The 24,487-nt window shown below is 75.8% G+C and carries 16 protein-coding genes and 1 riboswitch; of the genes, 4 read left to right on the top strand and 12 right to left on the bottom strand.

Annotated elements, in window-relative coordinates:
• Positions 1–14: 14 nt before the first annotated feature.
• Positions 15–635, top strand: coding sequence for a TetR/AcrR family transcriptional regulator (locus tag DEH69_RS24375; protein WP_181727588.1), 621 nt, complete (start codon positions 15–17; stop codon positions 633–635).
• 154 nt (positions 636–789) lie between these two features.
• Positions 790–1,212: an ATP-binding protein gene (locus DEH69_RS24370; RefSeq protein WP_113689130.1), complete on the top strand. Its 423-nt coding sequence runs from the start codon at positions 790–792 to the stop codon at positions 1,210–1,212.
• Positions 1,213–1,268: 56 nt separating this feature from the next.
• Here DEH69_RS24370 and DEH69_RS24365 read toward each other — a convergent pair whose 3' ends face one another.
• The 8 genes from DEH69_RS24365 to DEH69_RS24330 form a co-directional block, all read right to left on the bottom strand.
• Positions 1,269–3,449 (bottom strand): 3-hydroxyacyl-CoA dehydrogenase NAD-binding domain-containing protein, encoded by a 2,181-nt coding sequence (locus tag DEH69_RS24365; RefSeq protein WP_113689129.1) that lies wholly within the window; start codon positions 3,447–3,449, stop codon positions 1,269–1,271.
• Between the two features lie 48 nt (positions 3,450–3,497).
• Positions 3,498–4,712 carry an acetyl-CoA C-acetyltransferase gene (locus tag DEH69_RS24360; RefSeq protein WP_113689128.1) on the bottom strand — a complete coding sequence of 405 codons (1,215 nt, stop codon included), beginning with the start codon at positions 4,710–4,712 and terminating at the stop codon, positions 3,498–3,500.
• Positions 4,709–5,881, bottom strand: a complete 1,173-nt coding sequence (locus DEH69_RS24355) for an acyl-CoA dehydrogenase family protein (RefSeq protein ID WP_113689127.1) — start codon at positions 5,879–5,881, stop codon at positions 4,709–4,711. The genes DEH69_RS24360 and DEH69_RS24355 overlap by 4 nt, the downstream gene beginning before the upstream one ends.
• Positions 5,878–7,098 carry a CaiB/BaiF CoA-transferase family protein gene (locus tag DEH69_RS24350; protein WP_113689318.1) on the bottom strand — a complete coding sequence of 407 codons (1,221 nt, stop codon included), beginning with the start codon at positions 7,096–7,098 and terminating at the stop codon, positions 5,878–5,880. The genes DEH69_RS24355 and DEH69_RS24350 overlap by 4 nt, the downstream gene beginning before the upstream one ends.
• A 165-nt stretch (positions 7,099–7,263) precedes the next feature.
• Positions 7,264–8,520: an ROK family transcriptional regulator gene (locus tag DEH69_RS24345; protein WP_113689126.1), complete on the bottom strand. Its 1,257-nt coding sequence runs from the start codon at positions 8,518–8,520 to the stop codon at positions 7,264–7,266.
• 63 nt (positions 8,521–8,583) lie between these two features.
• The gene (locus DEH69_RS24340; protein ID WP_258534955.1) at positions 8,584–8,778 is read right to left on the bottom strand and encodes a hypothetical protein; all 195 of its coding nucleotides are present in this window, start codon (positions 8,776–8,778) and stop codon (positions 8,584–8,586) included.
• A gap of 51 nt (positions 8,779–8,829) precedes the next feature.
• Entirely contained in the window at positions 8,830–9,171 is a 342-nt protein-coding gene (locus DEH69_RS24335; RefSeq protein ID WP_181727587.1) for a hypothetical protein, read from the bottom strand.
• Positions 9,172–9,317: 146 nt separating this feature from the next.
• Positions 9,318–11,429 (bottom strand): bifunctional serine/threonine-protein kinase/ABC transporter substrate-binding protein, encoded by a 2,112-nt coding sequence (locus DEH69_RS24330; protein WP_113689124.1) that lies wholly within the window; start codon positions 11,427–11,429, stop codon positions 9,318–9,320.
• A 208-nt stretch (positions 11,430–11,637) separates the two neighbouring features.
• On the opposite strand from DEH69_RS24330, the gene DEH69_RS24325 reads away from it, so the two are divergent.
• Positions 11,638–12,732, top strand: coding sequence for an aminotransferase class V-fold PLP-dependent enzyme (locus tag DEH69_RS24325; protein WP_309302902.1), 1,095 nt, complete (start codon positions 11,638–11,640; stop codon positions 12,730–12,732).
• Here DEH69_RS24325 and DEH69_RS24320 read toward each other — a convergent pair.
• On the bottom strand, positions 12,648–13,385 hold the full coding sequence (locus DEH69_RS24320; RefSeq protein ID WP_113689317.1) for an endonuclease V: 738 nt from the start codon (positions 13,383–13,385) through the stop codon (positions 12,648–12,650). The genes DEH69_RS24325 and DEH69_RS24320 overlap by 85 nt on opposite strands.
• The gene (locus tag DEH69_RS24315; protein ID WP_113689122.1) at positions 13,382–14,830 is read right to left on the bottom strand and encodes a glycine hydroxymethyltransferase; all 1,449 of its coding nucleotides are present in this window, start codon (positions 14,828–14,830) and stop codon (positions 13,382–13,384) included. The genes DEH69_RS24320 and DEH69_RS24315 overlap by 4 nt, the downstream gene beginning before the upstream one ends.
• Before the next feature lie 23 nt (positions 14,831–14,853).
• Positions 14,854–14,946, bottom strand: a riboswitch (ZMP/ZTP riboswitch).
• Positions 14,947–15,034: 88 nt separating this feature from the next.
• Here DEH69_RS24315 and DEH69_RS24310 point away from each other — a divergent pair.
• Positions 15,035–15,289 (top strand): dodecin, encoded by a 255-nt coding sequence (locus DEH69_RS24310; RefSeq protein ID WP_113689121.1) that lies wholly within the window; start codon positions 15,035–15,037, stop codon positions 15,287–15,289.
• A 15-nt stretch (positions 15,290–15,304) separates the two neighbouring features.
• Here DEH69_RS24310 and DEH69_RS24305 read toward each other — a convergent pair whose 3' ends face one another.
• Positions 15,305–22,627 carry a type I polyketide synthase gene (locus tag DEH69_RS24305; protein ID WP_258534922.1) on the bottom strand — a complete coding sequence of 2,441 codons (7,323 nt, stop codon included), beginning with the start codon at positions 22,625–22,627 and terminating at the stop codon, positions 15,305–15,307.
• A gap of 17 nt (positions 22,628–22,644) precedes the next feature.
• On the bottom strand, positions 22,645–24,487 hold a 1,843-nt coding region (locus DEH69_RS24300), incomplete at its 5' end, for a beta-ketoacyl reductase (RefSeq protein ID WP_113689119.1).

Below are 24,487 nucleotides of genomic sequence, written 5' to 3'. Positions count from 1 at the left end.
CGTACGATGCCCCCATGGGACACGAGGCGGCGCCCCTGGGGTCGCGCGAGCGCAAGAGGCGGCGCACGAACGGCGATCTGACCCGGGCAGGGCTCGAACTGTTCCTGACGCGCGGGTTCGAGAAGACGACGGTCGGGGACATCGTGCGGCGGGCCGACGTGTCGGAGCGGACGTTCTTCCGCTACTTCTCCAGCAAGGAGGAGCTGATCCTGCGTCCGCTGCGCGCGGCGTGCCGGGCGCTGCTCGCCGAGGTGGCGCGGCGTCCCGAGGCGGAGGCGCCGCTGCGGGCGCTGCACGAGGGCGGCCTGGTGGCGCTGCGCCGGGTGACGGGCGAGCGGCCCGAGCGCTATCTGGCCACGCTGCGCGTGGTGTGTGCCGAGCCCGGCGCGATGGCGGCCTGCCTGCGCTTATCCACCGAGCAGCAGCACGAGCTCGCCCGGGTGCTCGCCGCGCGCGAGGGGCTGCCCGACGACGATCCGCGCCCGCTCGTCCTGGCGGGCGCGTTCATGGCGACGGTGGTGCGCGCGGTGCTGAGCTGGGACGAACGGGGCGACGGCACGCTGGAGTCCCTGGTGGAGGCGGCCCGTTCCCATGTGGCGCTGCTGGGTCCCGCGCTGGCGGGCAGCTGGCGTTGAGGCCATGCCCCGGTGTCAACCGTTTCACCCCCGCGAGTGATATGAACTCCACACGTGCAGCTGAATTCCTTGCGGACTCCCGGGAGTTAGGGGCAGGGTGCCACAGGTGACACAGTGCACTCACTCCATCACGCCCACGGAGTCAGGAGGGATCATGACACTCATCGGCCAGGACGCCGGTACCCAACGCCGCTCGCACAGCTGGGCGCTGACGGCCCGTCGGGAGGACCTGGCGCGCTTCCGGCGCCTGGCCTCGCTGGCGATGCGGGAGTGGGGGCAGCCATCGGCGGTGGCCGAGGTGGTGCTGCACGGGGTGACCGAGCTGCTGTCCAACGTCGCGCGGCACGTGCCGGATCCGCGGTGCACGCTGGAGTTGACGCTGGTGGGCGGCGGGGTCCTGGTGACGGTGCACGACCGTTCGCCCGCGCTTCCCGTGATCACGCTGCCCGACTGGACGGCCGAGGAGGGCCGCGGCCTGTGGCTGCTGCGGGAGATGGCCGACGACCTCGGGTACGCGAGGACCGAGGACGGCAAGCGGGTGTGGGTGCGGGTCGCCGGGGAGGCGCCCGACGCGTGAGGCGCGCCGGGCACCTCGCGCGGGGTCGCCGGTCAGCCGGACAGCCGGTCAGCCGGTCAGCCGTCGGTGAACGGCTCGTTCCGCTCGGCCCTGGCGCGCAGCGAAGCGGGCGGCGCGAAGCGGGCGCCGTAACGGGCCGCCAGCGTCTCGGCGCGGGCGGCGAAGCCCGCGGGGCCGCCCGGGTAGCCGTTGACGTACTGGAGGACGCCGCCCGTCCAGCCGGGGAAGCCGATGCCGAGCAGCGAGCCGACGTTGGCGTCGGCGACGGTGCCGATCACGCCCTCGTCGAGGAGCCTGGCGGCCTCCAACGCCTCGGAGAACAGCAGCCGTTCGCGCATGTCGTGGAACGGCACGCCCGCGTCCTTCCTCGCGAAGTGGGTGCGCAGGCCCGGCCACAGGCGCGTGCGCGCACCGTCGTCGTAGTCGTAGAACCCCGCGCCGCCCGCGCGCCCCTCGCGCCCGAACTCCCCGGTCATCCGCTCCAGCACGGCCTGCCCTGGGCGCGGCTCCCAGCGCCGCCCCTCGGCCTCGGCGGCGGCGCGGCCCTCGGCCCACACCCGCAGGGGCAGCCCCAGGGACATCTCGTCGAGCAGGGCGAGCGCGGGCGTGGGGTAGCCCGCCATGGCGGCGGCCCGTTCGAGCGAAACGGGGTCGACGCCCTCGGCCAGCATGTCGAGCGCCTCCTCCAGGAAACGGCCGATGACGCGCGAGGTGAAGAAGCCGCGGGAGTCGTTGACCACGATCGGGGTCTTGCCGAGCCGCCGCGCCAGGTCGAACGCCCGGGCGACGGCGGCGTCCCCGGTGGCCGCGCCCCTGATGATCTCCACGAGCGGGCGGCGTTCGGCGGGCCAGAAGAAGTGCAGCCCCACGAAGTTCTCGGGGCGCGTGACGGCCTCGGCGAGGTGGGTGACGGGCAGGGTCGAGGTGTTGGTGCACAGCAGCGCGTCGGGGGCCGCGGCGTCCTGGATCTCCTGGAACACCTTCCGCTTGAGCGCGCTGTCCTCGAAGACCGCCTCGATCACCACGTCGCAGCCCGCGAGCTCGGCGGGGTCGGCGGTCGCGGTGACGCGGGCGACGGCGGCGTCCCGCTCGTCGGCGGTGACGCGGCCCGCGGCCAGCGCCTTGTCCAGCAGGGCCACGCCATGGGCGCGCCCGCGCTCGGCGGCGTCCCGCGTGACGTCCTTGAGCACGACGTCGAGACCCGCGGCGGCGCACACGTGGGCGATGCCCGCGCCCATCATCCCGGCGCCGACCACGGCGACGCGGGCGGCGGGGCGCTCGGGGACGCCACGGGGGCGGGCGGCGCCCGCGTTGACGGCCCTGAGGTCGAAGAAGAACGCCTGGATCATGTTCTTCGACGTCTGCCCCGTGACCAGCTCGGTGAAGTACCTGGCCTCGATGGCCGACGCGGTCGCGAAGTCGACCTGGGCGCCCTCGACGGCCGCGGCCAGGATGGCGCGCGGGGCGGGGTAGGGCGCGCCCTTCGTGCGCCGGGCCAGGGTCGCGGCGAACGACGGCAGGACCGCGGCGAGCCGGGGATCGGCGGGGGTGCCACCGGGGATGCGGTGGCCATCGGTGTCCCATGGCTGCCTGGCGTCGGGGTTCTCGCGGATGAACGCCCTTGCCCGGTTCAGGAGTTCGGCGCGGCTGGTGACCAGCTCGTGCACCAGGCCCAGGTCGAGCGCGGCGCGCGGGCGGTGGCGGCGGCCCTCGAGCAGCACGCCGGTGAGCGCGTCCGCGACGCCGAGCAGCCGGACGGTGCGGACGACCCCGCCGCCGCCCGGCAGCAGGCCCAGGGTGACCTCGGGCAGGCCGACGCGGCAGTCGGGCGCCTCGGGGCCGTGGAGCAGGATCCGGTGGTGGCACGCGAGGGCGATCTCAAGACCGCCGCCGAGGGCCGATCCGTTCAGGGCGGCGACGACGGGCCTGCCCAGGGTCTCGATGCGCCGCAGGGCCGCCTTGACGCGCATCCCGAGGTCGAAGACGCGCCCGGCGTCCGCGGGCGTCGCGGCGCGCAGGTCGCGCAGGTCGCCGCCCGCGAAGAACGTCTTCTTGGCCGAGGTGACGATGACGCCCGTGACGCTCTCGCGCTCGGCCCCGAGGCGGTCGGCCACGGCGGTCAGCGATTCGACGCAGGCGGCGTTCATCGTGTTGGCGGACTGGCCCGGGTCGTCGAGCGTGAGGGTGACGACGCCCTCGGCGTCCCGCTCCCAGCGGATGGTGGGGGTCTCACTCATGGTGGCGCGGCTCGCTCCTCTTGGGCTCACTTCGGCTCACTTCGGCGGTCACACGCGTTCGACGACGGTGGCGATGCCCATGCCGCCCCCGACGCACAGGGTGGCCAGGCCGTGGCGCAGGTCGCGGCGCTCCAGCTCGTCCACGAGGGTGCCGAGGATCATGGCGCCCGTCGCGCCGAGCGGGTGGCCGAGCGCGATAGCGCCGCCGTTGACGTTGACCTTCGCGAGGTCGAGGCCCATCTCCCTGACGAAGCGCAGGACGACGGCGGCGAACGCCTCGTTGACCTCGACCAGGTCGATGTCGTCGATCGTCAGCCCGGCCTTGGCCAGCGCCTTGCGGGTGGCGGGGGCGGGCCCCGTCAGCATGATCGTGGGCTCGGACCCGGTGACGGCGGCGGAGACGATACGCGCCCTGGGGGTGAGGCCAAGGCGCTCGCCGACCTCGGCGTTCCCGACCAGGACGAGGGCGGCGCCGTCGACGATGCCCGAGGAGTTCCCGGCGTGGTGGACATGGTCGACGCGCTCGATCCAGTGGTAGCGCTGGAGCGCCACGGCGTCGAACCCGCCCCGCTCCCCCAGCGCGGCGAACGACGGCTTGAGCCTGGCCAGGCTCTCGGCCGTGGTGCCGGGGCGCGGGTGCTCGTCGCGGTCGAGGACGGTGAGCCCCGAGCGGTCGGTCACGGGCACGACGGAGCGCGCGAACAGCCCTTCCTTCCAGGCGCGCGCGGCCCGCTCCTGCGAGAGCGCGGCGTACTCGTCCACGTCGCGGCGGCTGAAGCCCTCGACGGTGGCGATGAGGTCGGCGCTGATGCCCTGCGGGACGAACCCGGTGGCGAGGCTCGTCTCGGGGTCCATGCTCCAGGCGCCGCCGTCGGAGCCGATCGGCACGCGCGACATGGACTCGACGCCGCCCGCGACGACCAGGTCCTCCCAGCCCGAACGCACCTTGGCCGCCGCCAGGTTGACGGCTTCGAGGCCCGAGGCGCAGAAGCGGTTCTCCTGGAGCCCCGCGACGGTCTCGGGCAGCCCTGCGGCCAGGGCGGCGATCCTGGCGATGTCGGAGCCCTGGTCGCCGTGCGGGCTGACGACGCCGAGGACGATGTCGTCGATGGCGGCCGTGTCGAGCCCGGGGAGCCTGCGCGGCAGCTCGCGCAGCAGCCCGGTGACGAGGTCGATCGGCTTGGTGCCGTGCAGGGCGCCGTCCGGCTTGCCACGCCCGCGCGGGGTGCGGAGGGCGTCGTAGAGGAACGCTTCGTGGGTCACGGTGTCTCCTGTGCGCTTCCGGGGCGGTCGGCGAGGAGCGATCGGCCGATGATCTCCTTCATGATCTCCGTCGTGCCGCCGTAGATGGTCTGGACGCGCCCGTCGGTGAAGGCGCGGGCCACCGGGTACTCGGTCATGTAGCCGTAGCCGCCGTGGAGTTGGAGGCAGCGGTCGGCGACCCGCTTCTGGAGCTCGGTGGCCCACCACTTGGCCATGGCCGCCTGCACGGCGTCGATGCCGCCCGCCGCGTGGTCGGCCACGCAGCGGTCGACGAACGTCCGGGTGACGGCGCACTCGGTGGCCATCTCGGCGATCTCGAAGCGGATGTGCTGGTGGCCCGAGAGCGGGCGGCCGAACGCCTCGCGCTCCTTCACATACCGCGTGGTCAGGTCGAGCACGTGCTCGGCGGCGGCGATCGCGCCCACGGCGATGCTCAGCCGCTCCTGCGGGAGGTGGGCCATGAGGTGGGCGAAGCCCCGGTGCTCCTCGCCGAGCAGGTTGTCCTTGGGGACGCGGACGCCGGTGAACGACAACTCCGCGGTGTCCTGCGCCTTCTGGCCGATCTTGTCGAGGTTCCTGCCGCGCTCGAAGCCGGGCATGCCGCGTTCGACCACGAGGAGGCTCAGGCCCTTCGAGCCGCCCTCGGGGGTGGTGCGGGCGACCACGACGACCAGGTCGGCGAGTATGCCGTTGGAGATGAACGTCTTGGCCCCGTTGAGCAGCCAGTGGTCGCCCTCGTCGGTCGCGGTGGTGCGGATGCCCTGGAGGTCGGAGCCCGCGCCCGGCTCGGTCATGGCGACGGCGGTGATCAGCTCGCCCGAGCAGAAGCCGGGCAGCCAGCGCGCCTTCTGCTCGTCGGTGGCCAGGGAGGTCAGATAGGGGCCGATGATGTCGTTGTGCAGGGTGACGGCGAAGCCCCTGGCGCCCGCGCGGGCGAACTCCTCGCCGAGCACGGCGCTGTAGCGGTAGTCGGGCGCTCCACCGCCGCCGTACTCCTCGGGCACCGCGAGGCCGAGCAGGCCCTGCCGCCCGGCGGCGAGCCACGCCTCGCGGGCCACGATGCCCTCGCGCTCCCAGCGCTGGAGGTGGGGCGCCACCTCCTTGGCGATGAAGGTGCGGACCACGTCGCGGAACGCCTCGTGGTCGTCGTCGAACAGGTGGCGCTTCATCCGGGGTCCTCGGCGCTTCGCGGGTGGTGGTGGTGGCGGCGGTGGTGGTGGGCGGGGTCGGGTGGTGGGGCGGCGGGTGGGGCGGCGGCGAGCCCCGGCAGGCCCCAGTCGGCGGCGACCGACGCGGCGTCGGCGCCCGGCACCGCGGGGCCGGCGGTGACCGCCGTGGGGGTGGCGGAGAAGCGCGGCGCGGGCGCGGGCTGTACGGTGCCCGCGTGCTCGGTGAACGTGCCACGCGCCGTCAGATGCGGGTCGCGGTGCGCCTCGCGCAGCGACAGCACGGGCTCCACGCACGCGTCGGAGCCCGCGAACACCTCGGTCCACTCCGCGCGCGTCCCTGTGGCGAACCTGGCCGCGATGAGGGCGCGCAGCGCGGGCCAGCGCGCCGGGTCGTCGCGGTCCTTCGCCGCCTCCTCGCCCTCGATGCCCAGCAGCCGCGTGAACTCGGCGTAGAAGCGCGGCTCGAGCGCGCCCACCGCCATGTGCCCGCCGTCGGATGTGGCGTAGCACGCGTACCAGGGGCAGCCGCCGTCCAGGAGGTTGGCCGCGGGGCGGTCGCGCCAGGCGCCCGCGGCGAGGAGGCCGTGCAGGAGGGTGCCGAGGTGGGCCACGCCGTCCACGATGGCGGCGTCCACGACCTGGCCCTCGCCGGTCGCGCGGGCGTGCAGCAGGGCGGCGAGGACGCCGACGGCCAGATACAGGGAGCCGCCCGCATAGTCGCCGAGCAGGTTGGCGGGCGCCACGGGCGGCCCATCGGCGGGGCCCGTCATGCCGAGGGCGCCCGTGCGCGCCAGATAGCCGAGGTCGTGCCCGGCGCGGTCGGCCAGCGGGCCCTCCTGGCCCCAGCCGGTCATCCGGCCGTAGACCAGGCGGGGGTTGCGGGCGTGGCAGTCATCGGGGCCGACGCCAAGGCGCTCGGCGACGCCCGGCCTGAAGCCCTCGATCAGCACCTCGGCGCGCGCGGCCATCTCACGCGCGTGCTCGGCGCCGTCGGGCGACTTGAGGTCGAGGGTCAGTGAGCGCTTGTGGCGGTTGGTGAGGTCGAGGGCCGGGTCGGCGCCGAACCCCGGGGGCCCTGGCCGGTCCACGCGGACGACGTCGGCGCCCAGGTCGGCGAGCAGCATCGCGGCGAACGGCGCGGGGCCGAGGCCCGCGAGCTCCACCACCCGGGTACCGGCCAGCGGGCCGCGCCGCGCCCGCCTCGCTGCCGTCGTCATCGGGGCCCCCAGCCGTGTCAGCGTCGGACGCGCCGACACGGGCGAGAATAAGAACACGTTCCACTTTTTCGCAAGTGCGGGGGCCGAACGCGCCTCCCGCCGAACGCCGTCGTGCCCGCCGCCCGTTCGGCACGGCCCGTTCGGCACGGCCCGTTCGCCGCCCGTTCAGCGCCGCCCGTTCAGCGCCGCGGGGGCGCCCACCCGGCCGCCGCGTTCGATGAAGTCGGCCAGCGGGAGCGTCGCCGCGCCGACGGCCACCGCGTCGGTGCCGAGGCGCGCCAGCTCGATGCGGGCGCGGGCCGCGGGGTGGCGCAGGGCGTAGGAGCGGGCCGCGGCGCGCACCCGCGGCAGCAGGACGGGGCCGAGCAGCAGCCCGGCCCAGCCGCCGAGCACGATCCGCTCGGGGTTGAACAGGTTGACCAGGTCCGCGATCCCGGCGCCCAGGTACTCGGCGGTCTCCGCCAGGAGCTCCACCACCCGCGGGTCCGCCTCGTCGGCGGCGGCGAGCAGCCGGGCCAGCGCGGCCTCCTGGCCCTCGCCGTCGACCACCTTCCCGCCCGCCTCGGCCCAGCGTTCGAGCAGCGCGGCCGCCCCCACATACGCCTCAAGGCAGCCGAGCGCGCCACAGCGGCAGCGCCGCCCGCCCACCCGCAGCGTGGTGTGGCCCCACTCCCCCGCGGCGCTGCCCGCGCCCCCGTAGGGCGCGCCCCCCGTGACGATGCAGGCGCCCACGCCCGAGCCGATCAGGGCGATGACGGCGTCCCGCGCGCCACGCCCCGCGCCGAACCACATCTCGGCCTGCCCGAGCGTCCACGCGCCGTTGGCCACAAAGATCGGCACCCGCGGCGGCAGGTCGACGGCCGCGCGCAGCAGCGCCTCGAACGGCACCGCGTCCCAGCCCACGGTCTGCCCGTGCACCACCGCGCCCACCCCCTCGGGCCCGTGCCGTTCCACGATGCCCGGCACCCCGACGCCGACGCCGAGCAGCCGCTCGGGCCCTGGCGACACCGCGTCGAGCACCGCCGCCACGCCCGCCTCGATGTGCCGGACGACCAGGCCCACATCGTGCCCCTGGCCGGTCAACGGGTGGTCGGCGCGGGCCAGTTCGGACAGGGACAGGTCGAAGAGCTCGACCCGCACCCGGGTTTCGCCCACGTCTATGCCTATGAGGTGGCCGCACTCGGGAACGACGCGCAGCAGCGTCCTCGGCCGCCCTCCGTCGGAGTCGACCGAACCCGCCTCGCGCAGCAGCCCTTCGACCAGCAGCCCGGCCGTGACATTGCTGACCGTCCCCGAGCTCAGGCCCGTCGCCTGCCCCAACTCGTGGCGGCTCAGCGGCCCGTGGAAGTACAGGTGCCGCAGCACGGCGGCCCGGTTGGCCCGCCGCAGATCGCGGACGGTCCCTCGCTTGCTCTCAGGCATGTCTCCTCCGACGGGCAACCTACCGCCGCGGGACCGCCGCGAGATCGGCGCCCGCCGCTCCCCTCACAGGTTGTTGAGCTGCACGGCGGTGACGGTGCGGACGCCCGCGCTGACGTAGTACACGACGATGGCGCCCGAGACGGTTGCCTCGCGGTAGTCGCGTTCCCCCTTGATCGGGGTCGAGCCATGGGCGTACGGGGCGCGGCCGACGGTGCCAGCCATCGCGGCGTCGAACCGGCTCCTGCGCCCGGCCGCCATCTGCCGCCTGGCGGACTCGGCCTGTCCGGCGTACGCGAGGCGGAGGACCACCTACCCGGTCCCCTCTTCCCCCGCGCCGGGCTCGTCGCCCGGCTCGTCGCCCAACTCCCCGCCCAACTCCTCGTAGGGGAAGACCACTCCGGAGAAGTCCCCCGCCCTGAGCCAGGCCACGATCTCGTCGTTCGCCTCCGCCGCGTCGGGGCGGGTGGCCAGCGCCCAGCGCGCCAGCACCCGGTAGAGGTCCTGGCCAGGGGTGCGGCTGACCTCCACGTCGAACGCGGCGCGCTCGGCGTCCGTCGGCAGCGCGGCGCGGATCCCGTCGATGGTGGCGGGCAACTCGACGCGTTCGTCGCGGATATAGGTGACCCATGTGGCATGGGCGGTGTCGTTCACCTCGGCTCCCCCTCTCCCGGTGCTCCTGATGCCCCTCGTGCCCCTTGAATCCTGACAGCTCGTACCCTGACAGCTCGTACCCTGACAGCTCGTACCCTGACAGCTCGTGGCCTGACAGCTCGTGGCCTGACGCAAGCCTGCCAGGCTCAGGCGGGGAACGGCGCGGGGCCGCGGAAGCGCATGGCGCCCGAGCTCGCCTCGTACAGATAGGCCATGGGCCCCTCACCCGCGTAGTCACCGGCCTGGTCAAACGCCAACTCCCGTGCCACGCCCCGGTATCGGGAGGAACGCAGCCGGTCGAGAAGCCGCCCGCGGCTGAGCGCGTCGCCGCCCTCGACGACGCCGCGCATGCCCTCGACGGTCAGCCTGGCCAGGTCGTACGCCTCGGCGGCATACGGCTCGGCGGCGTCGCCGAACCGCTGCCGGTGCACGGAGGCGAAGCCACGGGCGTGGTCGTCGGCGACCGGGTCGGTGTAGGTGGCGATGAACCACCAGCCGGTGCCCGCGTCTCCCGCTTCGGCGAAGAAGTCGGGGCCCATCGCCTCCTGGGTCGCCAGCCCGGTGCCGTCGAAGCCCTCGTCGGCCAGCGCGCGGGCCAGCCGCCCCGCGCCCCTGGCGAACCCGCCGTACACCACCGCGTCCACCCCGGCGGCCACGAACTCCGCCGCCACGGGCCCGAAGTCCTCGGTCCCCGCGGGCAGGACGCGGGGCAGCAGGTCGATCAGCTCCCGGTCGATCGTGCCGCTGACCGCCCGCGTGGTCCGCGCGCTGTACAGGTCGGCGCCGCGGTCGTCGACCAGGCCGACGCGGCGCGCCCGCACCGTCTCGGCGAGGTGGGCCGGGATGGCCAGGCTGCTGTGCCCCGTGCTCGGCCGCGCGTGCAGCAGCGTGCCGAAGCCGTCCCTCGGCTCGACGGAGCCGACGGACAGCGCGAGCAGCGGAACGCCCGCGTCGGCGTAGATCCCGGCGACCCGCGGGGCGATGGCGTCGGCCGTGGGTCCGATGACGGCCATCACCGTGGGGTCGGCGGCCAGCTCCGCGGCCAGCTCGGTGGCAAGCCCAGGCTCGCCCCGGTCGTCGACATGGCGCAGCGTCAGCCGGAACGGCAGGTTGCCCAGGGTCCGCAGCTCGTCCACGGCCATCGTGACGCCCCGCAGCTGCCCTCGGCCCAGGCCCGCGTAGGGACCCGTCAGATCGGCGTGGAGCGCGAGGGTGACCAGGGCGCCCTCCTCGGCGACCGCCTCGTGCGACGACGGGTGCACGATCCGCCACACGCCCAGCCCGGCGGCGACGGCGAGCGCGGCGGTGCCGCCGAGCAGCAGCACACCCCTGCGCCCCGACGCCCAGCGGGGCGCGGGCCCTTGGGGCGCGCCGGGCCCGTCGTCGTCCTCGGGCGGCGGCATATGGGGGTCGGGCACGGGCAGCGGCGCGGCGCAGCGTTCGGCGACCTCGCCCGCGACCGGCTCGGGCAGCCACCCGGGAACGTCGTCCACGGCGAACTCGGCGCGCAGGTCGGCCGCGGTGGGCCGGGGCAGCGGGTCGCGTTCGAGGCAGGCGCGCACCACTTCGAGCAGGCTGCGCGGCACGTCGGCCAGGTCGGGCGGCTCGTGCAGGGCGCGCAGCAGCAGGTCTGCGTCGGCGCCCTTCCCGAACGGCGAACGCCCGGTGGCCGCGTACGCCAGCACGCAGCCCAGGGAGAAGATGTCGCTCGGCGGGCCCATGCGTCCGGTGTCGCCGAGCGCCTGCTCGGGCGAGACGAAGCCGGGCGGGCCCGCGAGCGTGCCGCTGCCGCCGAAGCCGGTGAGCCACGGCCCGTCGGGGGTGAGCAGCACATGCCCTGGGCGCACGTCGCGATGGGTCAGACCGGCCTCGTGCACGGCCTGGAGCGCCTCGGCGAGCCGGGCGCCGAGCACGCGCACCGAGCGCGGCGGCAGCGGGCCATGGGCGGCGACGGTGGCATCGAGCGGTGGCCCGGCGACAAAGGGGAACGCGGCCCAGCTCGTGGCGCCCGCGGTGTCGGCCGCCGTGACCGTGATCAGCCAGCGGGCCGCCACATGGCGGGCGGCGGACACATCGCGTTCGAAGCGCGCGCGGAAGTCGGCGTCCGCGGCGTGCTCGTCGCCGATCACCTTGAGCGCGGTGGGCACGCCGCCGAGGGAGGCGGCGTAGTAGAGCCTGCCGGTGCGGCCGTCGGCCAGCCTGCGGAGCAGCCGGTAACCGCCGATCCGGCGGGGATCGGTGGGTTGGAGATCCCTCACCGTGTCTCGCTTCCGGCCGCTTGGGCCCTGTCAGAAGAGGAACGGAGTAACCCTCAGGGCACCGGGATGACCGGCGCACGGCGCCGCGGCATGGAGAATGCGAGGAGCGGTCGGCGGTGTTCGCGGGTCCCCCGCCCGCCCGCCGCCCGGCGGCACGATGTCAGACTGTAGCGAAGCCGTGGCGCTCCGCGCCACCCGAGGACTCCTGGTGAACACAGTGGACGCTTTGGACAGTCTGGCCCCCGGCGAATACGCCCCGGCGACGACCTATCTGGAGACCGCCGCGCACGGGCTGCTGCCCGCGCGCACGGTGGCGGCGCTCACCGAGGCGATGGCCGGGATGAGCGACGGAAGGACCGACACCGCCGCCTACTTCGCCGCGGTGCGCGAGGCGCGGGCGGCGTTCGCGGCGCTCGTGGGCGTGGCGCCCGAGCGGGTCGCGGTGGGGGCATCGGTGGCCGTGCACACCGCGGTGATCGCAGGGTCGCTGCCGCCGGGCTCGGAAGTGGTGTACGCGCGCGACGAGTTCAGCTCGCTGGTGACGCCCTTCGCACAGCGGCCCGAAGTGCGGCTGAGGAAAGCGGAGTTGACGGAGCTGGCCGAGGCGATCGGCCCCGGCACCGCGCTGGTCGCGGTCTCGGCGGTGCAGTCGCTCGACGGGCGCTCGGCCGACCTGCCCGCGATCAGGGCCGCGGCGCGGCGGCACGGGGCGCGCACGCTGGTCGACCTGACGCAGTCGGCGGGCTGGTCCCCGCTCTCGGCCGCGGACTTCGACTTCACGGTGTGCGCGGGCTACAAGTGGCTGCTGTGCCCGCGCGGCACGTCGTTCCTCACGGTCCCCGACGACGGCGGCGGGCTGCTGCCGCTGCACGCGGGCTGGTCGGCTGGCGAGGAGCCATGGCGGAGCACCTACGGGCCGGTCGCCCGCCTCGCGGCGAGCGCGCGGCGGTTCGACGAGAGCCCGTCCTATCTGCCGTACATCGGCGCGGCCAGGTCGCTCTCGCTGGTGAACGAGCTGGGCAGGGCGGCGATCGAGGCGCATGACCTGGCGCTCGCGCGGCGGTTCAGGGAGGGGCTTGGGGCGCTCGGCCTCACGCCCGTGCCTGGCGACTCCCCCGTGGTCGCCGTGCCGGGCCTCGGCGGGGTCGCGGCGCCCCTGGCCGAGCGGGGCGTCCGGGTCTCGGCGCGCGGGGACAGCCTGCGCGCGGCGTTCCACCTCTACAACTCTGCCGCCGACGTGGAGCGGGCGCTTCGGGCGTTGGAGCCGCTTGTCGCCTCTGGGGTCGCCTCGCGCAGCGCCTGACGGCACAGCCGGTCGGCCTGCCGGGTGGTCTCGGGCAGCCGGGGGCCGCGACTCAGGTGGAGGGTGTGGGCGCAGGCGTCGTCGAGGGTGGTGCGGTGGCCCGCGGAGACGAAGACCGGCTTGACGCCGTCCCTGGTCACCAGCGCCCTGCCGACCTCCTCGTCGCCGTCGAGCAGCGGCGTGTGGGCGCCGCGCCGCAGGGGTGGCGGCTCGTGGCGGAAGCGGAAGCGGTTCTTGGCGACGCCGAACGTCGGCAGCCCGGTGAGCACCCCCAGGTGACTGGCGAGGCCGAACCTCCGTGGGTGCGCCACGCCGTGGCCGTCACACACGAGAAGGTCGGGCGGGTGGGAGAGCCGGTCGAGGGCGGTGAGCACGGCGGGCAGCTCGCGGAAGGCGAGCAGCCCCGGCACATAGGGGAACGCCACCGGTCCGACGGCCGTGGCCCGCTCGGTCACCTCGAGGGTGACCGCGTCGAGGGCCACGGCCGCGGCGGCGACCAGGCCGCGGGCGTCGTCGTAGGCGACGTCGACGCCGACGACGGTCCCGGGGGCGCCGGGCGCGGGGCCCGAGCCGTCGAGCACCACCCGTTCGCGCAGGGCGAGTTGGACGGCGACGGCCTCGGCCTCCGAGCCGGGCGTGGTGTGGGCGGTCAGCTGAGATCGATCCCCGGGTAGAGCGGGTGCTTGGCCAGCAGGTCGGCCGAACGCTCGGCGACCTGCTTGGCGACGCCGTCCTCCAGCGCGTAGGCGGCCTTGGACGGCTTGCCGCTCCTGGTGGTGCCCACGGAGGTGCGGGACAGAACGGTGTCGATCAGCTCGGCCACCTCGTCCATCTCCGCGGTCGTAAGGCCCCTGGTGGTCAGGGCCGGGGTGCCGACGCGGATGCCCGAGGTGTACCAGGCGCCGTTCGGGTCGCGGGGGATGGCGTTGCGGTTGGTGACGATGCCCGCCTCGAGCAGGGCCTCCTCGGCCTGGCGGCCCGTGAGCCCGTACCCGGAGACGTCGATGAGCGCGAGGTGGTTGTCGGTGCCGCCGGTGACCAGCCGTGCGCCCCTGCGGGTCAGGCCGTCGGCCAGGGCGCGGGCGTTGTCCACCACGCGCTGGGCATAGGCGCGGAACTCCGGCTGCCTTGCCTCGGCGAGGGCGACGGCCTTGGCGGCCATGACGTGGGGCAGCGGGCCGCCGAGCACCATCGGGCAGCCGCGGTCCACCTGGTCGGCGAGCGAGTCGTCGCACAGGACCATGCCGCCGCGCGGGCCGCGCAGCGACTTGTGGGTGGTGGTGGTGACGATCTGGGCGTGCGGCACCGGGTCGAAGTCGCCGGTGAGCACCTTGCCAGCGACGAGGCCAGCGAAGTGGGCCATGTCCACCATGAGCGTGGCGTCCACCTCGTCGGCGATCTCGCGCATCAGGCGGAAGTTGACCAGCCTCGGGTAGGCGGAGTACCCGGCGATGATGATCAGCGGCCGGAACTCGCGGGCGCTGGCGCGCAGCGCGTCGTAGTCGATCAGGCCCGTCTCGGGGTCGGTGCCATAGCTGCGCTGGTGGAACATCTTGCCCGAGATGTTCGGCCTGAAGCCATGGGTGAGGTGGCCGCCCGCGTCGAGGGACATGCCCAGCATCCGCTGGTCGCCCAGGTCGCGGCGGAGCGCCGCCCAGTCCTCATCGGTCAGCTCGTTGACCTGCCTGACCCCGGCGCGCTCCAGGGCCGGGCTCTCGACGCGCTGGGCGAGGACGGCCCAGAACGCCACGAGGTTGGCGTCGATGCCGGAGTGCGGCTGGACGTAGGCGTGGCGGGCGCCGAACAGCTCGCGGGCGTGCTCGGCGGCGACGGCCTCGACGGTGTCGACGTTACGGCAGCCCGCGTAGAAGCGGCGCCCTACGGTGCCCTCGGCGTACTTGTCGCTCAGCCAGTTCCCCATGGCGAGGAGCACGGCGGGGGACGCGTAGTTCTCGCTGGCGATCAGCTTCAGGGACGCGCGCTGGTCCTCGATCTCGGCGCCGATGGCGTCGGCGATCCTGGGCTCGATGCCGCGGATCACGTCGAGGCCGCTGCGGAAGGCGGTGGACTCGGTGGTGCGGGTGGGTTCTGCGCTCACTGGGGGCCTCCTTGACCTGACGTCGCGAGGGCCCAGGCGCACGGCACCACGTCGCAGAGCAGGACCGCTCCCCGATGGTGGACTCCATCCGAAACGCGCCAGTCACGGCCCGGTGCGAGGGTAGCACCGGGCCCCGGTCCTCCTCTGTGCCGGTCACGTTCCGTGCGGTCGCGGAAGGCCGCCCCCTGGGGCACGGTGGAGGGCATGAGTGAGCACACCTACCGGGTGACCGAGATCGTCGGCTCGTCGCACGAAGGGCTCGACGACGCGATCCGCAACGCCCTGGCCCGGGCCTCCCGGACGCTCCGTCAGCTGGACTGGTTCCAGGTGACGGAGGTCAGGGGGAACATCGAGGAGGGCTCGATCGCCCACTACCAGGTGGGGCTGAAGGTCGGCTTCCGCCTGGAGGACGCCGGGCACGGCGGGGACGCCGGGCACGACGGGGACGCCGGGGCCTGAAGGGCCCGAGCGGCGTCAGGCACCCCTCCCCCCGCCGCCGGCGAGCGCGCCCGCCGAGGTCAGCGCCGCGACCCAGCGGCACACCACGTCGGCCACCTCCCTGCCGTGGTCCGACATCATCGTGCAGTGGTCGCCCGGCACCTCGGCGGAGTCGTGGGCCAGCGGCCAGACCGCGCGCCAGTCCGCGTCCTGCGTCATCGGCTCGTCGGGCGACCCGGGGATGCACCGTTCGGGCCGCACGAACAGCGTGGGCGCGAGCAGGGGCCCGGGGCGCCGTCCCTGGAACATCCGCATATAGGTGTCGGCCGCCGTGATCGCCGTGAAGTCCAGGGTGGCGAACGACCGCCTGCGCTCGAACAGTTCGTAGTCCAGCGCCCTGCGCAGCCGCCCCGTCATGGCGTCAGGCGGATAGGTGTCCAGCAGCGCGAGGCCCGCGGGGCGGACCCCGACCGACTCGAGGCGCGCCGCCACGGCGTGTGCCAGGAGGCCGCCCGACGAGTAGCCGAGCAGGGCGAAGGGCCGCGTCCCCGCGATCGCGGTGACCCGCTCGGCCATCACCTGGGCCAGCACGTCGAGCGTCGCGGCCAGCGGCTCACCGGCGAGGAAGCCGGGGACCCGGAGCACCGACAGGTCGACCAGCCCGCGGCAGTGCTCGGCCATGGTCGTGAACTGGACGACGCCGTCGACCGCGACCAGGGGCGGGAACGCGATGAGCGCGGGCGCCCCGTCCGCGGACGCGAGCCCTTCGGCCCCGGGGAGGTCGCCGTCGCCCGGGGCGAGCGCCGGAGCCGAGGGGGTGTCGAAGCGCTCCCGCAGGGCGGAGGCGCCCGCGGCCAGCATCTCGGCCTCCTTGGTGCGCCCGAGCAGCACGATCTCGCGGAAGATCGCGCCCAGGCTCTCCACCCCCTGGCCCTCTGCCCCCTGGTCCTCCCACGGGGCGGCGAGGGCCTGGCCCGCGGGCGCCCCGTCGCCCGCCGCGGCCAGCTGGGTCTCCAGGTGGTCGGCCAGCGCCTCGGGCGTGGGGTGGCGGAAGGTGAGCGTCGCGGCGAGGCGGAGGCCGGTGGCGCTGTTGAGCCGGTTGCGCAGCTCGATCGATGTGAGCGAGTCGAAGCCGATCGCCTGGAAGCGCTGGTCGGCGCGGACGGCCCCGGGGTCGGCGTGGCCGAGCACGGCCGCGGTCTGGGCCACCACCAGGTCGAGCAGGGCCCTGCGGCGCTCGGCCTCGGGGAGCGCGACGAGACCGGTGCCAGGGGCCGCGTTCGTGCCCCGGCCCGTGGCCGGCGCCCCGGCGGGACGGGCGGGGCCCGCCCCGCCCTCGGCCAGGCCGCGCAGCAGCGGGGAGCCGGTGCCGGTGGCCGCCATCTCCCTGATCGCGTCGGGGTCGAGGCGGCCAGCCACCAGCATCGGCTCGCCCGTGGTGAGGGCGGCGTCGAGCAGCGCCAGTCCCTCGGCCGGGGTGAACGGCGCGACGCCCGCGCGGTTGACCCGCCGCTGGTCCACGTCGTCGAGCGCCTCGGTCATCCCGCCGCGCTCCGCCCACATGCCCCAGGCCAGGGACAGGGCGGGCAGCCCCGCCCCGGCACGGTGCCTGGCGAGCGCGTCGAGGAAGGCGTTGGCCGCGGCGTATCCGCTCTGCCCCGCGGCGCCGAGCGTGCCGGTCATGGAGGAGAACAGCACGAACGCGGACAGGTCGAGGCCCGCGGTCAGCTCGTGCAGGTGCGCCGCCCCGTTGGCCTTGGGGCCCAGCACCGTGTCGAGCCCGGCCGCCGTGGTGGCCTCCACGACCCGGTCGTGCAGGACGCCCGCGGTGTGCACGACGGCGGTCAGCGGGTGCTCGGCGGGGACGCCGCCGAGCAGCCGGGCGACCTGCGCCCGGTCGGACACGTCGCACGCGGCGAGGGTGACGCGGGCGCCGAGCGCCTCGAGCAGGGCCCTGTCCTCGGCCGCCCCCGGCGCGTCGGGCCCTCGGCGCGAGGCGAGCAACAGGTGCCGCGCGCCATGGCGTTCGACGAGGTGGCGGGCCACGCGACGGGCCAGAGCGCCGGAGCCGCCGGTGATCAGCACCGTGCCCTCGGGGTCGAGCGGCCGGTGGAGGGTGAGGACCATCTTGCCGACGTGCCGCCCCTCGCGCATGTGGCGGAACGCCTCGGGCGCGCGCCTGATGTCCCACGCGGTGACCGGCAGGGGCCGCAGCACGCCCCTGGCGAACAGCTCCATCAGCTCGGCGAACATGCGCCTGATGCGGTCGGGCCCCACGTCGAGTAGCAGGAACGCGTGGTAGGCGGCCCCCGGGTGGGCCAGGGCGATCTCGGCGGGGTCGCGGAGGTCGGCCACGCCGAGCTCGACGAACCGCCCGCCGGGGGCGAGCAGCCGCAGGGAGGCGTCGACGAACTCGCCAGCGGTCGCGTTGAGCACGACGTCCACGCCGCGCCCCTCGGTGACCTGGCGGAAGTACGGCTCGAACTCCACGGTGCGCGACGAGGCGATCTCCTCCTCGGTCATCCCCGCGGCGCGCAGCACGCCCCACTTGCCCTCGCTCGCGGTGCCGAGCACCCGGGCGCCGATGTGGCGGGCCAGCTGCACGGCGGCCATGCCGACCCCGCCCGCGGCGGAGTGGACCATGACGGTCTCGCCCGGCCGCAGCGCGGCCACCCCCATCAGGGCGTGCATGGCGGTGAGGAACGCCACGGGCACCGAGGCGGCCTGCGCGAACGACCAGTCGTCGGGGATCGTCGCGACCATCCGCCGGTCGGCGACGGCAAGCGGCCCGAACGCGCCCGGCCACACGCCCATGACGCGGTCGCCGGGCGCGAGGTCGGTCACTCCCGGGCCCGTCTCGACGACGACGCCCGCGCCCTCGAGGCCGAGGATGCCGCCGTCGCCCGGCAGGACGCCGAGGGTGTTGAGGACGTCGCGGAAGTTCATGCCGCCCGCGCGCACGGCGATCCTGATCTGCCCCTTTGTCAGGGGCGCGGTGGCGTCGTCGCACACCACGGCGGTCAGGTGGTCGACGGTGCCGCGCTCGCCGACGTCGAGGCGCCAGGCGGGCACCGCGGGGGGCGTGAGGGTGTCGGCGGCCGTCCCGGTCAGCCGGGGCCCGTACAGGCGGCCGCCGCGGATGGCCGTCTGCGGCTCGCCGGACGCCAGGGCGCCGGGGAGGGCGGACCCCGAGACCTTCTCGCCGTCCCAGTCGACCAGCGCGAACCGTTCGGGGTGCTCGATCTGGGCGGAGCGCACCAGCCCCCAGACCGGCGCCTGGGCCACGTCCACCCCGCCGCCCCTCGTGCCGGGGTCGACGGCGTCGCGGGTGATCACGGCGAGCCGCGCGGCCGCCCAGCGCTCGTCGGCCAGCCAGGCCCGCACCTGGGCGAGCGCGGCGCGGGCGCCCGCGCGGGCCCCCGCCGCGGGGCCGCTGCCCGCCTTGGCCGCGGGCACGGACCACACCACGCCGCGGGGCGCGGGCTCTTCGCCCGCGTCGACGGCGGCGGCCAGCGCGGCCAGATCGGGGAAGTGCGCGACGGCGCCGAGGAGTTCGCCGGGGGCCTGGCCCACGACGACCCATCCGTCGGCGAGGCGGCCCGAGCGGCCCATCCGCGCGGGCAGGGCCTGCCACTCCTCCCTGAAGAGGGCGGCCCCGGTACCGGCCTGGCGCAGCACGACCGACGCGATCGACGCGACGGGCGCGCCGCCCGCGTCGGCGAGGGTGACATGGACGCCATCGCCCGCGTCGGCCCCGGCGATCCGCACCCGCAGCGCGGCGGCGCCCGGGGCGGCGACGCGGACGCCCGAGAAGGAGAACGGCGGCCCGAACGCGCCGAGGTCCCCGAGGGCGACGCCGTGCAGGGCGGCGTCAAGGAGCGCCGGGTGGAGGGCGAACGACTCGGCGTCGACGGCCGTTCCGCCCGTCAGGGCCACCTCGGCGAAGACCTCGTCGCCGCGCCGCCAGGCCCGGGTGAGCCCCCGGAACTCGGGGCCCAGCTCAGAACCCCTGCGGGCCAGGTCCTCGTAGAAGCCGTCCAGGTCCACCGCTTCCGCGCCCGCGGGCGGCCACGCCTCGGCCCCGATCCGGGCCGAGGGGTCGGCGGGCGCCGCGTTCCCCGGCGCGAGCGTCCCGTCGGCGTGGCGGGTCCAGGGCGCCTCGTCGCCGCCGTCGGACGCGCGGGCGAGGACGCGGAGCGCGCGGCGCCCCGAGGCGTCGGGCGCCTCGACCACCACGCGCAGGTCCTTGCCCCCGCGCTCGGGAATGTCGAGGGGGGCCGTCAGCAGCAGCTCCTCCACAAGACCGCAGCCGGTCGCGTCGGCCGCCCGGAGCGCCAGCTCGACAAAGGCCGTGCCGGGCAGCAGCAGCCTGCCGTGCACGCGGTGCCCGGCCAGCCACGGGTGGGCGGACAGGGCGAGGCGCCCGGTGAACTCCACGCCGCCGCCCTCGGGTTGGCGGACCGCGGGGCCGAGCAGGTGGTGCCGGGCCTGCCGACCGCCGCGCGCACCGCCCCCGCCGCTCCCGCCGAGACCGCCGCGCCAGTAGCGCTCGCGCTGGAAGGCGTAGGTGGGCAGCTCGACCACGCGGGCGGCGCCCGGCCCCTCCCGGGTGAAGCAGCCGCTCCAGTCCACGGGCAGGCCATGGGTGAACGCGGCGGTCAACGCGTCGCCGAACGCCTCCACCTCGGGCCTGCCCCGGCGCTGGCTCGGCACGACCGCCGCTCCCCGGTCACCGGCCAGGACCTCGTCGGCCATCGCGGTGAGCACCGCGTCGGGGCCGATCTCCACATACGCGGTGACGTCCTGCTCGCCCAGCACGCGCAGCCCGTCGAGGAAGCGCACGGGGTGGCGGACCTGGTCGACCCAGTACGCGGGGGTGCTCAGCAGCCCCGGCTCGGCGATCCTGCCGGTGAGGTTCGCGACGACGGGGATCTCGGGCTCGCCGAAGGTGACGCCGCGCAGCGCCTCGGCGAACGGGGCGAGCATCCCCTCCATCAGCGCGGAGTGGAACGCGTGCGACACCCGCAGCCGGTGGGTGCGGCGGCCACGGGCGGCGAACGCGGCGGCCACCGCCTCGACCGCGGGCGAGGCGCCCGACACCACGACCGACGAGGGACCGTTGACCGCGGACAGCCCCACCGCGCCCCGCGCGCCGGCGCGTTCGATCTCCGCGCGCGCCTCCTCCTCCGTCGCCTCGACGGCGGCCATCGCGCCGCCCGCGGGCAGGGCCTGCATGAGCGAGGCGCGCGCGGCGACCAGCCGCGCGGCGTCGGGCAGGGAGAGCACGCCCGAGACGTGCGCGGCCGTGATCTCGCCGAGCGAGTGGCCGATCAGCAGGTCGGGCGTGACGCCCCAGGAGCGCCAGAGCCGGTACAGGGCCGTCTCGTAGGCGAAGAGCGCGGGCTGGGCGAGCCCGGTGCCGTCGAGCGCGACGGCCGTGGCGGCGTCGGTGCCGAAGACCGTCCGGCTCAGCGGCGAGGGCAGCAGCCCGTCGAACGCCGCGCAGACCCGGTCGAACTCCTCGGCGAAGACGGGGAACGCGCGGTGGAGGTGTCTGCCCATGCCGGGCCGCTGGGCGCCCTGGCCGGTGAAGAGGAACGCCGTGCGGCCCGCGCGGGGCGTCGGTGTCGCCCCGTCCCGCGCCGGGTCACCGGCCGCGAGTGCCTTGAGCCCTTCGGTCAGCTCCCCGGTGTCCCGGCCCCACAGCACGGCGCGGTGGTCGAGCGCGGCCCGGCCCGTCGCCAGGGACAGGCCGATGTCGGCGGGGCGCGCGCCCTGGTGGTCATCGAGGTGGCGCAGCAGGCGCCGCGCCTGCTCCCGCAGGGCCGCGGGGCCGCGGCCCGAGAGCACCCAGGGCACCCTGCCGCCCGGCATGGCCGCCCCGTCGGCGGGGTCGGCGGTGCCCCTGCCCTGCGCGGCGGGGTCCTGTGGCTCGTCGGGGGCGGGCGCCTCAGGGGCCTGCTCGACGATGACGTGGGCGTTGGTGCCGCCGATCCCGAAGGCGGAGACGGCGGCCCTGCGCTCCCGGTCGGATGCGGGCCACGGGCGGGCCTCGGTGACCAGCTCGACGGCGCCGGAGGACCAGTCGACAAACGGGGTCGGCGCGTCCACGTGCAGCGTCGCTGGCACGAGCCCGTGCCGGATCGCCAGCACGGTCTTGATCAGCCCCGCGACGCCGGCCGCGGCCTGCACATGGCCGATGTTGGACTTGAGGGCGCCGAGCAGCAGCGGGCGCTCCGCGGGGCGTTCTGCGCCATAGGCGGCCAGGATCGCCTGGGCCTCGATGGGGTCGCCGAGCCGGGTGCCGGTGCCATGGGCCTCGACGACGTCGACATCGGCGGCGGCGAGGCCCGCGTTGGCCAGCGCCTCGCGGATGACCCGCTGCTGCGAGGGGCCGTTGGGCGCGGTGAGCCCGTTGGACGCGCCGTCCTGGTTGATCGCGCTGCCGCGCAGCACGGCGAGCACGCGGTGGCCGTTGGCCCGGGCGTCGGAGAGCCGTTCGAGCAGGACGAGGCCCACGCCCTCGGCCCAGCCCGTGCCGTCGGCCGCCGCGGCGAACGGCTTGCAGCGGCCGTCGGGCGCCAGGCCACCCTGCCGCGAGAACTCGGCGAAGGCGATCGGCTGCACCATGACGGCGACGCCGCCGGCCAGCGCCAGGTCGCACTCGCCCGCCCGCAGCGCCTGGACGGCCATGTGCACGGCGACCAGGGACGACGAGCAGGCCGTGTCGACCGTGACCGCGGGGCCCTCGAGGCCGAGCGCGTAGGCGATGCGGCCCGAGAGCACGGCCATCGAGCCGCCGGTGAGGCTGTGGCCCGCGGTCTCGGCGGTGGCCAGGGCGCCCTCGCCGTAGCCGCTGGGGCTGGCGCCCGCGTAGACGCCGGTGCGGCTGGTGCGCAGGCCGCTCGGGTCGATCCCGGCCCGCTCCAGCGTCTCCCAGGCCAGCTCGAGCAGGTGCCGCTGCTGCGGGTCCATGGCGAGCGCCTCGCGGGGCGAGATGCCGAAGAACGCCGCGTCGAAGTCGCCCGCGCCGTCGAGGAACCCCCCCTCGGTGGGCGTCGCCCTGCCCTCGCTCCCCGCCTCGGGGCCGTAGACCTCGGCCAGGTCCCAGCCGCGGTCCGCGGGGATGGGGCCGATGGCGTCACGCCCTCGGGCGACTAGGTGCCACAGCTCCTCGGGCGTGGTGATCCCGCCGGGCAGCCGGCAGGCCATGCTGACGATCGCGATCGGCTCGCCGAGCCTGGCCTCCGTCTCGGCGAGGCGCTGCTTCGTCACGCGCAGGTCGGCCATCGTCTTCTTGAGGAAGTGACGCAGCTTGTCCTCGTTGGTGGATTGCACCGTGGAGGCCTCGTTGGCCATGGGAACCGTTCCTCCCATCAGGAGATGCCGAACTCGTCACCGAGCATCTCGAACAGCTCGTCATCGGACGCCGTTTCCAGCTCCGCCGTACCTTGGTCCTGGCCCTGCCAGCGGGCCAGGATGTCTGTCAGCCGCGCCGTCACGCGGGCGCGGGCGGCGACCGTGCCGCCGGTGGCGGCCAGTGCCGTTTCGAGCCGGTCGAGCTCGTCGAAGACCGACGAGCTCCCCGGGGTACCGCCGTCGCCGAACTCCTCGCGGAGGCGTTCGGCCAGGGCGGCCGTGGTGGGGTGGTCGAAGACGACGGTGGGGGGCAGCCGCAGCCCGGTGGTGGCGTTCAGCCGGTTCCGCAGCTCGGTCGAGGTCAACGAGTCGAAGCCCAGCTCCTTGAAGGCCCGGTCGACCGCGATGGAGCGCGGCGAGTCATGGCCGAGGACCGCGGCCACCTGGCCGCGCACCACGTCGAGGAGCGTGGCGGCGCGCTCGGCTGCCGACTGCCCGTCGAGGCGGGCGCGGAAGGCGGCCGCGGTGTCGGCGCCGCGGGCGGAGCTCTCCTCATCGGACGCCAGGTCGGCGGCCAGCACGTCGCGGGCCTCGGGGACGCCGGTCAGCAGCGGGCTCGGGCGCCGCGCGGTGAAGGAGCGGATGAACGGCTCCCAGTCGACATCGGCCACGGTCAGCACCGCGTCGCCCGCGGCCACGGCCCCGCGCAGCGCCGCCACGGCCAGCTCGGGTGGCATGGCGCGCAGTCCGCGGCGGCCCAGGTAGCGGGCGTTGGCGTCCACCGTGGACATGCCGCCGCCGCCCCACGCGCCCCACGCCACGGAGGTGGCCGCCCGGCCGAGCGCGCGGCGGCGCAGGGCGAGCGCGTCGAGGAGGGCGTTGCCCGCGGCGTAGGCGCTCTGCTCGGCGCTGCCCCAGGTCGCGGAGGCGGACGAGAACAGCACGAACGCGTCGAGCGGCGCGTCACCGAGCAGCGCGTCCAGGTGCAGCGCGCCCGCGGCCTTGCCCGAGACGACGCGCGCGAACTCCTCCGGCGTCTGCTCTCCCGCGGCGGCGAAGCCGGTCACGCCCGCCGCGTGCACCACGGCGGACAGCGGCGCGTGCACGGGGACGGAGGCGAGCAGGGCGGCCACCGACTCCCGGTCGGCCAGGTCGCAGGCCGCGACGGTGACGTCGGCGCCGAGCGCGCGCAGCTCGGCGGCGAGCGCGTCCGCGCCCTCGGCCGCGGGGCCGCTCCTGCTGGCGAGCAGCACGTGCGCGGCGCCCTCGCGGGCCAGCCAGCGGGCCACGTGCCCGCCGAGCGCCCCGGTGCCGCCGGTGACCAGCACGGTGCCGCGCGGCCGCCAGCCGCCCTCGGTCGGCGCGGCGCTCCCGGGGGCGCGCACCAGGCGGCGCACGAACGCGCCCGACGGGGTGATCGCGATCTGGTCCTCGCCGTCGCGGGCGGCGAGCGCGGTGGTGAGCAACGCGGCCGAGCGGTCGTCGGTGGCGTCGGGAAGGTCGACCAACCCGCCCCAGCGCTCCGGCAGTTCGAGCGCGAGGGCCCGCCCGGCGCCCCAGGTCTGCGCCTGGGCGGGGCGGACGGCGGCCGCGCCGCCCGGCGCGGCGACCGCGCCGCGCGTGGCGCACCACAGCCGGGCGTCCGCGTCCGCGACGGCCGAGGCGAGCGCCAGGTTGAGCAGGAGCCCGACGGGCACCCCAGGGTCGCCGCGGTGGGGGTCTTCGGCGAGGGCGAGCAGGGAGAGGACGCCGACGGGTTCGCCGTCCCGCGCCGCCTCGGCCAGCGCGGCGCGCACCGGGCCCGCGAGCGCGGCGGGGTCGGATGCCGCGGCGGGCGCCCCGGCCAGCGGGCGCGGGGCG

Source organism: Streptomyces sp. PT12, assembly GCF_003311645.1.
Classification (GTDB): Bacteria; Actinomycetota; Actinomycetes; order Streptomycetales; family Streptomycetaceae; genus Streptomyces.
This window is presented reverse-complemented; position numbering and strand designations above follow the sequence as displayed.